Origin of the sequence: Vibrio sp. 10N.247.311.12 (genome assembly GCF_041467515.1) — a bacterium.
GTDB lineage: Bacteria > Pseudomonadota > Gammaproteobacteria > Enterobacterales > Vibrionaceae > Vibrio > Vibrio crassostreae_C.
The window spans coordinates 70,997-84,350 of record NZ_JBFSUV010000002.1 but is presented as its reverse complement, the minus strand read 5'-3'; the positions used below and the strand labels follow the sequence as shown (position 1 = coordinate 84,350).

Sequence of the window (13,354 nt, the reverse complement as noted above, 5' to 3'; positions counted from 1 at the left end):
GATCAGTGTTGTTAGTCGTTCTGTGTCCAAGCACTTAACTTAGTGCGTAAACGCTGCATAGATTGGCTCAGTATTTGGCTGACACGAGATTCGCTGACACCTAACACTTCCCCAATCTCTTTTAAATTGAGTTCTTCGTCGTAATAAAGCGAAAGCACAAGGCCTTCCCTTTCCGGAAGTTGTTTTATCGAATCGATCAAAGCTTGGCGGAATGACTCATCAGCAACCCCTTGAAAAGGCGTATTATCTTGAGAGTCTTCATTCGGAGATATTACATCATCTGAGACGCCTAAATCTTCAATTCCAACCAGTCTTGAGCAATTAATGTCAGTTAAAGCACTGTGATACTGCTCTAAACTGAGCCCCATGTGTTTTGCCACTTCGGCATCACTCGGGTCGCGGTTGAGGATACCCTCTAATTCCGCAATTGCACTGCTGATTTCTCGATTGTTCTTATGAACCGATCTCGGCACCCAGTCCCCACGGCGAATGTCATCCAACATTGCCCCGCGAATCCGAATACCAGCATACGTCTCAAAGCTTGCGCCTTTGGTACCATCATAGTTTTGTTGCGCTTCAATCAAGCCGATCATGCCAGCTTGAATTAAGTCATCAACCAATACATTAGGCGGTAATCGCCCCAACAAGTGATGAGCGATACGTTTAACCAACACAGAGTACTTCTCAAAAAAAGCCTGTTGGCTATTGTGATTAGCGTGTTGGTCGTAAGTAAGCGCTTTATTCACCAAATGGTTCCTCTATAAATTCAGTACGATTCAGCAGCCTTTCAACAAAGAACTCCAAGTGTCCGCTCGGTGTTTTTGGTATTGGCCAGGTCAAGGCTTTGTTAGCCAAAGAGCTGATTGCCAATGCAGCTGGAGAGCGAGGAAACGCATCGACTACGATTTTCTGTCTCTTGACTGATTGACGTACTTTATCATCTAAAGGAATACATGCTACGAGTTCGAGGCTCACATTCAAGAAGCGCTCTGTGACCAAAGTCAACTTTGCAAATAATTCTCGGCCTTCGCGGTAGCTTCTGACCATATTTGCAACAACTTTGAATCGCTGAACTTGGTGTTCTCTGCTTAAAAGCTTAATCAAAGCATATGCATCCGTGATCGAGGTAGGTTCATCACATACCACGACAACCACGTCTTGCGCCGCTCTTGAGAAGCTGATCACCATGTCCGAAATACCGGCTGCGGTATCAACCAACAAGATATCCATCTCGTCTTCAAGCGAACCGAATGCGCGAATCAAACCAGCATGCTGTGCGTGTGAAAGTTCAGTCATGCTTTGAGTGCCCGATGTCGCTGGAATAATTTTAATTCCGTGCGGCCCTTCGACAATCGCATCCTTAAGTTCACATTCGCCAGCCAACACATGCCCAAGGTTTCGTTTAGAACGAATACCTAGCATGATATCGACGTTCGCTAGTCCTAAATCGGCATCTAGCACCATGACTTTTTTGCCTTGGCGCGCCATGCAAATAGCCATACCTAACGTCACATTAGATTTACCAACGCCTCCCTTACCACCGGTTACAGCGATAACTTTTGTGAGTGAAGGCTTGGTTAAGCGACGGAGGCCGCTAGCTTGGTCATGTATCATATTTTCATTCATATTTATCCGCCGCCTAGAGCCCTTCAGAATCGCTATTCCAGTAATGAGGTTCATTCTCTGTAGATTTTTCTAATAGCTCATTAGCCTTAGCAATCATGTACTTTGGCTGAGCTATAACGATATCTTCAGGAACTCGTTGACCATTTGCTATGTAAGCAACTGGTAATGCATTTTGTATTACGACACTGATGAATTCACCTAGACTTAGGGATTCATCCAGCTTAGTCATGATGCATCCCGACAACGGGATTCTTCTGAAGTGTTCAATTGTTTCTTGCAGCACTTTGCGTTGCGCGGTTGCAGGCAACACAAGGTAGCTATTGATAACGGAACCACTCTCTTGCATCAATGTGTCTAACTGCTCAGATAGGCGAACATCTCGTTGTCCCATGCCTGCAGTATCGACCAGAATCAGGCGACGATTACGTAACTGATATATTACATCGGCCAGTTCGCTAGAATCTTTAGCAACTCTTACAGGACAACCCATAATTCGGCCGTAGATCGATAACTGCTCATGTGCACCTATACGATATGTATCAGTTGTCACTAGTGCGACGTTATCAGCGCCATATTCCATGGCAGCACGTGCAGCTAGCTTTGCAACAGTCGTTGTTTTACCCACGCCGGTTGGGCCAAGTAGAGCCACAATACCGCCGCGTTTTAAAATATCTTTTTGTGTAACGGAGATTTGGTCAGCAACCAGAGCTAACAGAGCCTTCCATGCACGTGCAGGTTTAGTATCTTCAGGAATGTAGCAAGCCATTTGATCAGCAAGCTCTGCAGATACACCCATACGTTCAAGGCGCTTAATAAGCATGGCTCTCAGTGGTTCACGGCGCTCAACTTCTTGCCACATCAACCCAGAAACTTGATGCTCTAACAGACGACGAATTGAGGTCATCTCTTCGCGCATCGTTTCCATTTCAGTATCAGAACCTTTGGACTGAGTGTTCTCTCGACCACGATCATAACGGGTAGGATCCAAGCGAGGTGTCGGGCGCTCTACTCTGCGGTCTTCAGCAATCAACTTAGACAAACCCGTTTCACGAGCAAATGCTGAATCAAGATTGCCGTGAGACTGTTGGTTTCCGTGAGATTGCTGATGGCCATGAGACTGCAAATTGCTTTGAGTCTGATGACTATGAGGCTTATGACCCGTGCTTGATTGACGATTGAGCAATGCTGACAATGAATCTTCATTTCCAGCACGATGTTGTGGCTCATCATCGGCGCCATGACTGTATTGCTTTAGCATATTCGCAAAGCGCTTGGTCATTGAGCGTCCACCTTCAGCATTCGACTGCAGGCTAACCTTGTCATCGTCTAGTTGACGTCGCCCTGCAGGAGTTGCGGGCGCGGCCATTTGCGTATATTGGCTTTGGGCAGGCTGCTGAGGTTTATTTAGTCTCTGGCTCGCTGTCGACGGGCTGGATTCGCCATCAATAGCGGCAACAATTTCCACGCCACCTGCGACCTTTTTGTTAGACATGATCACAGCTTCTGAACCAAGTTCTTCTTTAACTTGGAGCAGAGCCGTTCGCATATCTTTTGCAAAAAATCGTTTAATTTTCAATTCGATTGTCCGTTCTAATTAGGCGGCTTAATTACCAACAGCTTGTACGATACGTATCTGCTTTTCGTCCGGTATTTCTTGGTAAGACAAGACTCGCAAGCTTGGAATCGTGTTCTTCACGAACTTAGCCAGAGTCGAACGCAACACGCCAGAGGTCAATAGTACCGCGGGCTCACCTTTCAGCTCTTGCTCTTGTGTAGCGTGGCTGAGAGAGGTCTGTAAACGTTCGGCTAAACCAGGTTCAATACCAGCAGATTCTCCGCCGGATGCCTGCATGGTTTGATGCAAGATTTGTTCCAGCTCAGGAATCAAGGTTATCACTGGTAACTCGGGCTCTATACCATTGATTTCCTGAACAATTAATCGTTTCAATGAGATGCGAACCGCCGCAGTAAGTATGTCAGGTTCTTGACTCTTACCTGAATACTCCGACAAAGTTTGGACTATGGTTCGAATGTCACGAATTGGAATCGCTTCATTCAGCAGGTTCTGTAGCACTTTCACAACCACACCCAACTGCAATTGATCCGGTACAAAACCTTCCACCAGCTTAGGTGTTGAGCGGCTGAGCATCTCAAGTAAGTTCTGAACTTCTTCGTGGCCAATGAGCTGCGATGCGTTGTTGGTTAGCAGCTGGCTAAGGTGTGTCGCCAGTACTGTAGAAGAATCTACAACGGTATAACCTAGAGCTTGTGCGTGTTCACGCTGCTCTTCACGAATCCAAACCGCTTCAAGGCCAAAGGCAGGGTCAATCGTCGGCTCGCCATCGATCATGCCATAGACTTGGCCCGGGTTAATCGCGAGCTCCATGTCTGGCTTTATCTCAGCTTCACCCACAGCAACACCCATCAGGGTAATACGGTAGCTGTTTGGTGTCAGTTCTAGGTTATCGCGAATGTGTACCGCTGGGATCAAGAAACCAAAGTCTTGAGACAGCTTTTTACGCACACCTTTAACGCGTTCAAGCAATTCACCACCTTGGTCTCTATCAACCAAAGGAATTAAACGGTAACCCACTTCTAAACCAATAATATCGACAGGTTGAACATCATCCCAAGAGAGCTCCTTCTGAGAGCCTACTTCTCCATTCGCTTCAACTGTCGCCGGAAGGTTAGGCTCTTCCGCCTTCTTCTTGTTCTTTTTATCGATGTAATACGCCCCCGCGCCGGCAACGATGGCAAGGCTCAAGAACGAGAAATGTGGCATACCCGGAACAATACCCATGATGCCAAGGATGGCGGCGGTGATCATCAAGGCTTTTGGATTGTCGAACATCTGGAAGACAAGTTGCTCACCCATATCTTCATCAGTATTTTGGCGCGTTACCATCATCGCAGCTGCAATAGACAGTAATAGAGATGGAATTTGTGCAACCAGACCATCACCGATAGTCAGTAGCGTGTAGATTTCGATTGCTTCACCAAAACCAAGATCAAACTGAGCCATACCAATGCTCAAGCCACCAATGATGTTGATGAATAAGATTAAGATACCAGCGATCGCATCGCCTTTAACAAACTTAGAAGCACCGTCCATCGAACCGTAGAAGTCAGCTTCTTTGGTGACTTCAAAACGTCTCAGACGCGCTTGGTCTTGGTCGATCAAACCTGCGTTCAAGTCGGCATCGATTGCCATCTGTTTACCCGGTAAGGCGTCTAACGTGAAACGCGCGCTTACTTCCGAGATACGACCCGCACCTTTGGTTACAACCATGAAGTTGATGATCATAAGAATCAAGAACACCACTAGACCTACCGCATAGTTACCACCGATAACCACGTTACCGAAGGCTTCAATCACGTTACCTGCCGCGTCGCCACCTTCGTGACCATGGAGCAATACCACACGTGTCGAAGCAACGTTCAAGGCCAATCGAAGTAGAGTCGCAATCAGCAGGACGGTCGGGAATGCAGCGAAGTCTAAAGGCCTGCGGGTATATACCGAGACCAGTAGCACAACCATAGACAGTGCAATGTTGAAGGTGAAGAACATATCCAACAAGAAAGCTGGAATGGGCAACACCACCATAGCAAGCGTTGCAAGTACCATAATAGGTGCACCAATCGCAGGCATGGCACGGTTAGGGATTTTAGGTAGCTTGTCCGCAAAAGGCAGGGAGAATTTCATAAATCTAGACAGTTTCGCTATGTTGTAGCTCTCTGAACAAGTGGATTAGGTCTTAGTCAGGGCTGTTTGCTATGGGCTTATAATGTTCAGGCTACTACAGCAAACACTGTACCAACATCTCACGTCAAATTATCGCCATCACCTCTATAAAAGGAAGATTAGCTAGCTCGCTATTATCAGGGTTCATCACGCAGAGCTCAAGCAATTGATCTAATGACGTAAATCAGGTGGGATCGGCATATTAGAATCTTGCAGTTTTGGTCGCTCACCACCTCGTTTTCGGTACTGTTTAAGCTGGAAAACATATGCAAGCACTTGTGCAACTGCCGTAAACAGACCGTCAGGAATTTGTTGTTCTAGCTCAGTGGTGTGATAAAGCGCCCTCGCCAATGGCGGCGCTGGAACTATATAGATGTCGTTTGCACGCGCAATCTCTCGGATCTTCATCGCCATGTGGTCGACACCTTTAGCAACCACAATTGGTGCTTTGTCTTGATTCTGCTTATAGCGCAGCGCCACTGAAAAGTGTTCCGGGTTGGTCACAATCACATCCGCTTGAGGAACGTCTGCCATCATGCGACGCTGAGCCGCTTCCCTTTGAAGCATACGAATTCGGCCTTTCACTTCCGGCTTACCTTCAGTGTCTTTGAATTCGTCTTTGACTTCTTGTTTGGTCATCTTCAATTGATCGGCGTGTTGCCAGATCTGGAACGGGATATCAATCGCCACCACAATAAGCAGCGAGCAACTGATCAACAGGATGAAATTGAGCAAGATATCCAAGGCATGGAAGATGTTCTGTGGGTACACATCCATACTCAGCTGCATTAAATCATGCTGAGAGGCTTGAATCAGATAAATCGCCATCCCCGATACGAGCGCTACTTTAAGAATAGACTTGAGCAGTTCAACCCAGCTTTGCAGGCCAAACATACGCTTGATGCCACTGAGTGGGTTGAGCTTAGACGCCTTAGGCATTGCTGCTTGCATTGAGAAGTTAATCCCACCGACACCCGCAGCGCCGATGACGGCAGCAACAAACAAGGTTATCAGTATCAAAAACAGCGGGAACAGCAGGTTCACCAGTGCACCACCAGCGATTTCTAGGAGTTTGTTAGTGTCAAAAATTTCGTCGCGACTCAAAGAGAACAGACGTTGCATCGCCTCGAACAAAGCCTTCGCCATCGATTCGCCAAACCACATTAAAGCAATCGCGCCGACAATTAATACCGATGCTGACGCTAGCTCTTTTGACCTTGCAACCTGCCCTTTCTCTTTGGCCTGTTGCAAGCGTTTGGGCGTGGCGTCTTCTGTGCGTTCTTGACCGTCTGACTCTGCCATTTCAGTCTCCTAGCAATCTAACCGGATTAGACGACATATCTGTTGTTCGCCCTGCATCCAGAATAGCTCATAGTGACTATACAAGCCGCCAAGGATGTACCAACAAAGTAACAGACCCACGAGTAGCGCAAATGCAAAACCCAAAGAAAAGATGTTTAATTGAGGTGCCGCACGCGTCATTACACCAAAAGAAAGGTTAATCGTTAGCAGCGCAATAATCCCCGACAATGACATCGCTAATGCCGTTTTGAACATGATGCCGAGCCACAACGCGAGCTCTCGAAAATCCACAGAGGTTAGAGAGCCACTGCCAATCGGCAAGGTCTTAAAACTAAACACCACCAGCTGCAGCATTTTCAAGTGACCATCGGTCGCCAAAAAAAACATGGTCGCTAGCAGCATGAACAGCTGACCAAGTACCGGCGTATTTTGCCCGTTAGCCGGGTCGACCATTGATGCAAAACCCAAGCTCGATTGCATACCGAGGATCTGACCCAGCATAACAAAGGTTTGAATCATGAACTGGGTAACAAAACCCATGGCCACGCCAATCACAATTTGCTCGAAGACAGTCAGGAAGCCTTGAAAGGACAGAAGTTCAATCTCTTTGGGAACGGCCGGAATCGCAGGCATCACCGCAAAAGTGATCGCCAAGCCTAAATACAGACGAATACGCGGCGACACGAAGCGTGCCCCTGTTACCGTCATCACCATCAGCATCGCTGAGATGCGAGTGTATGGCCAAAAATAATTGGCTAACCACTCTAGTACAAGGCTCGTTGGGTATTCCATATCGGTTTAATACAGAACTTGCGGCAAGCGTTCGATGAGCTCAAAAAAGAACTCCATCATCACCTGGGTCATCCAGTGTGCGAATAGCATCAACGCCAACAAAGTTACGATCAAACGCGGTAGGAAACTCAGTGTTTGTTCGTTGATTGAGGTCGCAGCTTGGAAAACAGCCACAACCAAACCGATCAGCAGGCTAGGAATAATGATGGCGCAAACCATGACTAATACCATCCAAAGGGCGTCTTGGAACAACTCTACGAATATTTCAGGATTCATTATTCCCCCAGCTACAAGGCAAAACTGCCGGCGAGTGTGGAAAGTATCAAGTTCCAGCCATCTACCAGAACAAATAGCATCAACTTAAACGGCAGCGATACAATCATCGGTGACAACATCATCATACCCATAGCCATCAATACCGATGCCACCACCAAGTCGATGATTAGGAAAGGCAAGAACAGCATAAAGCCGATTTGGAAAGCCGTTTTCAATTCTGAGGTGATAAATGCTGGAATCAGCACCGCCATCGAAACATCTTCAGGGTTAGTCACTTCCGCGCCAGAAATCTCAACAAAGGTTTCAAGATCTTTGATTCGAGTCTGTTTGAGCATGAAGGACTTAATCGGTTCTTGGGCAACATCAAATGCCTGTCGCGCCGATATCTGCTCATTAAGATAAGGCTGAACTGCTTGTTCGTTAACTTGATTAATCACTGGCGACATGATGAAGAAGGTCAAGAATATCGCGATACCAATAATCACTTGGTTAGACGGTGTTTGTTGTAGACCCATCGCCTGACGCAAAATAGACATCACGACTACAATACGAGTGAACGACGTCATCAAAATCACCATCGCCGGCAAGAAGCCAAGCATGGTCATTAACGCGAGAATTTGCAGGTTAATCGAGTAGTCTTCACCGCCATTGGCATTGGTTGTCATGGTAAAGGCAGGTATGCCGCCACCATTGCCAGTCAAGCTGCCCGTGGTCATGGTTGTCGATTTGGCTTGGTCTTGTTCCATCGTGCTGATAGTGACCGATTCCGAGCCAGCGGTATTCGCAGGAATGACGGTGCCGTCTTCAGCTTGTGCAAATACCGACACACTGAATACGATTGAGCATAGGAGAATAAGCTGAACCAACCACACTTTCACCGCTCGGAAAGCTCCGGCTTGGTGAAAGTAAGAGGAGTTCAAAAGTCCGTTACTTGTTTGCATCTTTTTTTATTAGCTGGGAAAGCTGACTTGAAAATGTACTTTTTTCCAGCATCTCCTGAGTAAGAGGTTTATCGAGCTTAGAGATCAGCTGAATCGATTGTGTGGTAATCCCTACCAAGAACTGTTCATCACCCGCTTGCACAATAGCGATACGCTCTTTAGTACCAACAGGGATTTGCCTAACAATCGCCAAACCTTGTTGATTCGACATCGCAGGTACTTGCATTCGCTTGAGTAGCCAAGCAATAAATAAAATGAAGGCTATAACGAAAATTAGCGACCCAAAGGTGGTCGCTAAATCGAGAGAAGGCGGTGTTGCTGCAAAGGCAATGGAAGGAGCCGTTAATAGCCCTACTCCCAAGATTCCTCGTAACAAACCTGTCATTCCGAGAAAGGAGCCCGCAAGTCTTTGAGACAAAAAGCTCATTAACGCAGCTTCTTAATTCGTTCTGTTTGGCTAATAACGTCAGTCAAACGAATACCAAACTTGTCGTTCACCACAACCACTTCACCATGAGCAATCAAGGTACCGTTTACCATCACATCCAGTGACTCACCAGCAATTCTATCTAGCTCAACAACCGAACCTTGGTTCAACTGAAGTAAATTACGGATACTGATCTGAGAGCGACCAACTTCCATCGAAATAGTCACTGGAATATCCATAATGGTATCCAGCTTACGACGCTCATCTTCAGAAATCGGAGATGATGAATCGGTTAGCTCATCAAGTGGTGCCGCAAGCACATCATCAACATCAATTGACGGCGCTGAAGGATCTTCACCAAGTGCTGCAGCCCATTCGTCTGCTAGCTTTTGATCTTCACTAGGTTCCATTACCAATTCCTATACTTTTATCTATTTTACTATTCGTCGTCATCATCACTGTTTTCGAGCTCAGACAATAAGTCTTTACCTAGAAAAGCGAGATCAGTTTTAACCACATGTGGTCTTTGAATTTTTTCCGAAATCTGTACTGCAAGCTTCTCACCAGAACGGCCCATTTTCACACGATAAGTCGGCAGTTCTTCGACAAACATGGTTGCGTGCTCAGGCATGTTCATTGGGATAACATCACCAGGGCGCAGCTCCATCAGATCACGAAGGGAAATATCTTGCTCTAGCAAATTCACGCGGAAATTGACGGGCACATCCATGATCTCATCACGCAGTGCGGTACTCCAACGAACATCGGTTTCCATCTTGTCTGATTGAACACCCGCATCAAGCAGTTCACGGATCGGCTCAACCATGGAGTAAGGCATGACAACGTGGAAGTCACCACCACCGCCATCCACTTCAATGTGGAACGAACTCACAACAATCACTTCGGTTGGGCTCACAATGTTCGCCATACTTGGGTTCACTTCGGAATCCAAGTATTCAAACTCAACCCCCATCACTGGCGACCAAGCTTCTTTGTAATCTTCAAAAACAATTTTCAGCAGTAACTGAATGATTCGTCTTTCAGTAGGCGTGAATTCACGACCTTCAATCTTGGCGTGGAAACGACCATCACCGCCAAAAAAGTTCTCTACGAGAATGAAAACCAGACGAGCTTCCATGGTGATGAGTGCCGTACCTTTCAATGGACGGAAACGAACCATGTTTAAACTGGTGGGTACATACAATGTGTTTTGGTACTCACCAAACTTCATCATCTGTACGCCGTTGATCGACACTTCAGCCGTTTTACGTAACATATTAAACAAGCTGATACGCATATGACGTGCGAAGCGCTCGTTAATAAGTTCAAGGGTCGGCATTCGACCACGGACGATTCGATCTTGAGATGAGAAGTCGAAATTGACCGCATTGTCATTTTCGGTTTCTAAGACATCTTCAACTTCTTCAACATCATCAACGCCATGTAACAGCGCATCAATTTCGTCTTGGCTTAATAAATCGGTCACAAATTACCTATTGAATTACGAAGTCAGTGAATAACACTTTTTCAATCACAGGCTGGCCAACAGCTTGAGCCAGGCTTGCTTTAATATCTTCTGTTGCCTTATTACGCAGTTCCACGCGGCCTGTTGGTGAGCGCAATTGATCAACCGTTGCCGAAGCGAACGTGGCCAGTAGCGTACTTTCTACAAGTGGAGAGTGGTAACGAGCCAGGTCTTCATTCTTACTGCCACGTACCATGAGCTGTGCTTTTATCTGAACTAGGCGATCTTTTTTGTCACCTGTCACATTAAACAAGAAGGGCTGAGGAATATTAACATACATAACCGGCTCTGCAGCGACCACAGCCGTTGCTGGCTGAGACTGAGATTCAGAGGCGCTATCGTCAGAACCTAAGAAAAAGTACAGCGCACCACCTATACCAAGCAGTAACACAACTACGGCAATAATAATTATAAGGAGCTTGCTCTTCCCTTTAGGTGCATCTTGTTCTTCGGCCATATCTTACTCTAACTTCCTGTTCTTGCGATTAACTGATGGTTCTTTTTATTAACTGGTTTTTTCTATTAACCAAGCGTTCTTAGCCTGATATTAGGCATAATAACTAATTCCATCACGCTTTGATGCGACATTCAATTCAAGATTGCTGTCACTATCAAGGTTTTCATCACCTTGCGTATCATTTGTGCGGTTAGCGCCGGATTGTTGCTCACCATTGTTGTATCTATCTTGTCCCTGACCGGAGTTCTGTTGTTGAACAGACGAATCGGCAAGCTGCAGACCTTGCTGAGCAAGCATCTCTCTCAAGCGAGGTAAGGTTTGTTCAATCACATCTCTCGCTTGCTGATTACTCACCGTAAAGTGCACGTTTGCCACGTCATTATTCATGGTCATGCGGATTTTCATTTGGCCCAATTCTGGTGGGTCGAGACGAATGTCCAAGTTCTTAAGGTTCTTAGACATCATCATTTGTACTTTTTCAGCCACTTGCTCATTGGCTAGCTCTTTGGTGAGCTGTAAGGGCGCTTGTTGGGCAGCTTGAATTTCAGCTCGCGTAGGTGCTGAACCCACCGTTGCCGTACCTTGTGCACCAGCCGCAGAAGCGATCTGCTGAGCAAAGGTCGAATCTTTAGAATCTTCTTTAGCACCCGCTTTACCCAAACCAGACAGTGCTGCTGCACCGGCGCCCGCTTTAAGAAGCGTATCAGTCGAGCCTGCTTTTGTGGCAGCTGGCGTTGCATTCATCGCCATTCCTTGCGCGGTTAAAGCTGGATCCAACGTTGCTTGCTGCTGAGGTGAAGCCACATTAGCTTGTTGAGCTGCGGCCTGTTGGGCTGCATGTGCATTATTGGCGTGCAGCATTGCCGCCTTGTCCGTAAGAGCATTGTTTGCTGATTGAGAAGCGGCCTGCGCTGACACTTGTTGTGTAGCCGTCGCTACAGCTGCTGTTGATGCTGCCGCAGCTAAGGCTTTAGTTTCGCTTGAATCCGTATTATCCCAATCGATAGCAGTGGGTTCACCAGACGCACTGTTCGCAGCCGGAGCTTGACTTAGCAAAGCTGTTACTTGTTGTTGAACGTTAGCGAGCTGTTGATTCAACAGGTCTAGGTTAGAGGTCGCTTTAGCCAAAGCGGCTTGCTCATCAACCGTCAACTTAGCGCCACTTTGTTGCTTATCAAGCAAGCTATCGACAACAGACTGCTCTGATTCGATTTGTCCATTCAATTGGTTTAGCGCTTTGGTATGGGCATCTACTTGCTTTGCCAGTTCAATATCCACGGCTGACAATGCTTGGCTCTGCTCGGCAGCAACCGCACTAGCTGCATTCTTTTGGCTCAGCTCTCGGCTCATACTGGCTTCAATTTGTTCTGGAGTGACGCCTTTATCCATCAACTGTCGAATTTCAGTATCAGTTAGCTGAGAAACACCCTTACCTCCGGTAAGTACAGCGATTTCAGAATCGACTTCAAGGCTCTTCTCCTGATTTGCAGCCTTAGCTTGTTGTGTCGCCTTATCCGTAACGGAAACTCCTGCAACAGAAGCACCGGTGATATTACCTTGGGCTTGTTCTACCTGACCTTGCTGAGGCAAGCCTTTGCCGTTTGGCGCTTGATTTAGGGTTTTGTTTGCCTCATCCAATTGACCAAGCAATTTATTGCCTTCGCTCATCGCTGCATTGGCTTGCGATGCCTGCGTAGCACCATCTACCGCTGATGGACCCTGAGTTTGGGATTGAGCAATATGTTCTTTAGACTCGTTAGTCGTATCCTGCGCATCTTTACCATCTGCCTTATCTGCAACAGTCTTATCAGCGACAGTGCTATCAGTGCCCGAATTGGCTTTGAGCTGAGCCTCAGATCCAGACGCAGCCTCTGCTGATGTTTTATCAGCAGCTTTCTCGCCTTCTACTTCTGAAGCTGCTTGCTTGCTTTGCGCTTCGCTCACTTCGTCAGTAGCCTTTGATTCAGCGGAATCACCTTTGTTCGCTTCGGCTGACGCTTCACCTTCGGTAGATGTCTGTTTAGTATCAGGTTTCGCAGTGCTTTCTGTGTCTTTTGCTGCGACTTTACTGTCACTTTCTTCAAAGCCGAGCGCTTCTTTAAAGGACTCAAAGAAACCTTTAGAGTCGCCGGTTTCTTCTACCTTGGAAGAGGCAGAACCGGTGTCCAACAACGATGACATTTTGTTGGTCGCTGAATTTGAGGAAAGACTAACATTCATATATACAAGCTCTATCTACTAGCTTTGCTGCCATGAATCAGGCAAC

The 13,354-nt window shown here is 46.8% G+C and carries 13 protein-coding genes; all 13 read right to left on the bottom strand.

Going from position 1 to position 13,354, the window contains the following annotated elements; genetic code table 11:
• Positions 1 to 11: 11 nt before the first annotated feature.
• Positions 12 to 746, bottom strand: coding sequence for an RNA polymerase sigma factor FliA (locus tag AB6E30_RS01555; protein ID WP_017060667.1), 735 nt, complete (start codon positions 744 to 746; stop codon positions 12 to 14).
• On the bottom strand, positions 739 to 1,626 hold the full coding sequence (locus AB6E30_RS01550; protein WP_017060668.1) for a MinD/ParA family protein: 888 nt from the start codon (positions 1,624 to 1,626) through the stop codon (positions 739 to 741). The genes AB6E30_RS01555 and AB6E30_RS01550 overlap by 8 nt, the downstream gene beginning before the upstream one ends.
• 13 nt (positions 1,627 to 1,639) lie before the next feature.
• Positions 1,640 to 3,202 carry a flagellar biosynthesis protein FlhF gene (gene flhF, locus AB6E30_RS01545; protein WP_136979577.1) on the bottom strand — a complete coding sequence of 521 codons (1,563 nt, stop codon included), beginning with the start codon at positions 3,200 to 3,202 and terminating at the stop codon, positions 1,640 to 1,642.
• Positions 3,203 to 3,229: 27 nt separating this feature from the next.
• On the bottom strand, positions 3,230 to 5,329 hold the full coding sequence (gene flhA, locus AB6E30_RS01540; protein ID WP_136979579.1) for a flagellar biosynthesis protein FlhA: 2,100 nt from the start codon (positions 5,327 to 5,329) through the stop codon (positions 3,230 to 3,232).
• Positions 5,330 to 5,539: 210 nt separating this feature from the next.
• On the bottom strand, positions 5,540 to 6,670 hold the full coding sequence (gene flhB, locus AB6E30_RS01535; protein ID WP_017060671.1) for a flagellar biosynthesis protein FlhB: 1,131 nt from the start codon (positions 6,668 to 6,670) through the stop codon (positions 5,540 to 5,542).
• A gap of 9 nt (positions 6,671 to 6,679) precedes the next feature.
• Positions 6,680 to 7,462, bottom strand: a complete 783-nt coding sequence (fliR, locus tag AB6E30_RS01530) for a flagellar biosynthetic protein FliR (protein ID WP_017060672.1) — start codon at positions 7,460 to 7,462, stop codon at positions 6,680 to 6,682.
• A 6-nt stretch (positions 7,463 to 7,468) separates the two neighbouring features.
• Complete coding sequence (gene fliQ / locus AB6E30_RS01525) at positions 7,469 to 7,738, bottom strand: flagellar biosynthesis protein FliQ (RefSeq protein WP_372102456.1); 270 nt, start codon at positions 7,736 to 7,738, stop codon at positions 7,469 to 7,471.
• Between the two features lie 11 nt (positions 7,739 to 7,749).
• Positions 7,750 to 8,679 (bottom strand): flagellar type III secretion system pore protein FliP, encoded by a 930-nt coding sequence (fliP, locus tag AB6E30_RS01520; RefSeq protein WP_170791796.1) that lies wholly within the window; start codon positions 8,677 to 8,679, stop codon positions 7,750 to 7,752.
• Positions 8,666 to 9,106 (bottom strand): flagellar biosynthetic protein FliO, encoded by a 441-nt coding sequence (fliO, locus tag AB6E30_RS01515; protein ID WP_017060675.1) that lies wholly within the window; start codon positions 9,104 to 9,106, stop codon positions 8,666 to 8,668. The genes fliP and fliO overlap by 14 nt, the downstream gene beginning before the upstream one ends.
• The gene (gene fliN / locus AB6E30_RS01510) at positions 9,106 to 9,516 is read right to left on the bottom strand and encodes a flagellar motor switch protein FliN (protein ID WP_004739851.1); all 411 of its coding nucleotides are present in this window, start codon (positions 9,514 to 9,516) and stop codon (positions 9,106 to 9,108) included. Before fliN ends, fliO begins: the two co-directional genes overlap by 1 nt.
• A gap of 29 nt (positions 9,517 to 9,545) precedes the next feature.
• Positions 9,546 to 10,592 carry a flagellar motor switch protein FliM gene (fliM, locus tag AB6E30_RS01505; RefSeq protein WP_017060676.1) on the bottom strand — a complete coding sequence of 349 codons (1,047 nt, stop codon included), beginning with the start codon at positions 10,590 to 10,592 and terminating at the stop codon, positions 9,546 to 9,548.
• A 7-nt stretch (positions 10,593 to 10,599) separates the two neighbouring features.
• Positions 10,600 to 11,088 (bottom strand): flagellar basal body-associated protein FliL, encoded by a 489-nt coding sequence (fliL, locus tag AB6E30_RS01500; RefSeq protein WP_017060677.1) that lies wholly within the window; start codon positions 11,086 to 11,088, stop codon positions 10,600 to 10,602.
• 90 nt (positions 11,089 to 11,178) lie between these two features.
• Positions 11,179 to 13,308 carry a flagellar hook-length control protein FliK gene (locus AB6E30_RS01495; protein ID WP_102429083.1) on the bottom strand — a complete coding sequence of 710 codons (2,130 nt, stop codon included), beginning with the start codon at positions 13,306 to 13,308 and terminating at the stop codon, positions 11,179 to 11,181.
• Positions 13,309 to 13,354: the final 46 nt, after the last annotated feature.

Excerpts from the sequence above, each read along its gene's own strand:
- AB6E30_RS01550 (WP_017060668.1), bottom strand. The coding sequence starts at position 1,626 with ATGAATGAAAATATGATACATGACCAAGCTAGCGGCCTCCGTCGCTTA.
- flhA (WP_136979579.1), bottom strand. The coding sequence starts at position 5,329 with ATGAAATTCTCCCTGCCTTTTGCGGACAAGCTACCTAAAATCCCTAAC.
- flhB (WP_017060671.1), bottom strand. The coding sequence starts at position 6,670 with ATGGCAGAGTCAGACGGTCAAGAACGCACAGAAGACGCCACGCCCAAA.
- fliR (WP_017060672.1), bottom strand. The coding sequence starts at position 7,462 with ATGGAATACCCAACGAGCCTTGTACTAGAGTGGTTAGCCAATTATTTT.
- fliQ (WP_372102456.1), bottom strand. The coding sequence starts at position 7,738 with ATGAATCCTGAAATATTCGTAGAGTTGTTCCAAGACGCCCTTTGGATG.
- fliP (WP_170791796.1), bottom strand. The coding sequence starts at position 8,679 with ATGCAAACAAGTAACGGACTTTTGAACTCCTCTTACTTTCACCAAGCC.
- fliO (WP_017060675.1), bottom strand. The coding sequence starts at position 9,106 with ATGAGCTTTTTGTCTCAAAGACTTGCGGGCTCCTTTCTCGGAATGACA.
- fliN (WP_004739851.1), bottom strand. The coding sequence starts at position 9,516 with ATGGAACCTAGTGAAGATCAAAAGCTAGCAGACGAATGGGCTGCAGCA.
- fliL (WP_017060677.1), bottom strand. The coding sequence starts at position 11,088 with ATGGCCGAAGAACAAGATGCACCTAAAGGGAAGAGCAAGCTCCTTATA.
- AB6E30_RS01495 (WP_102429083.1), bottom strand. The coding sequence starts at position 13,308 with ATGAATGTTAGTCTTTCCTCAAATTCAGCGACCAACAAAATGTCATCG.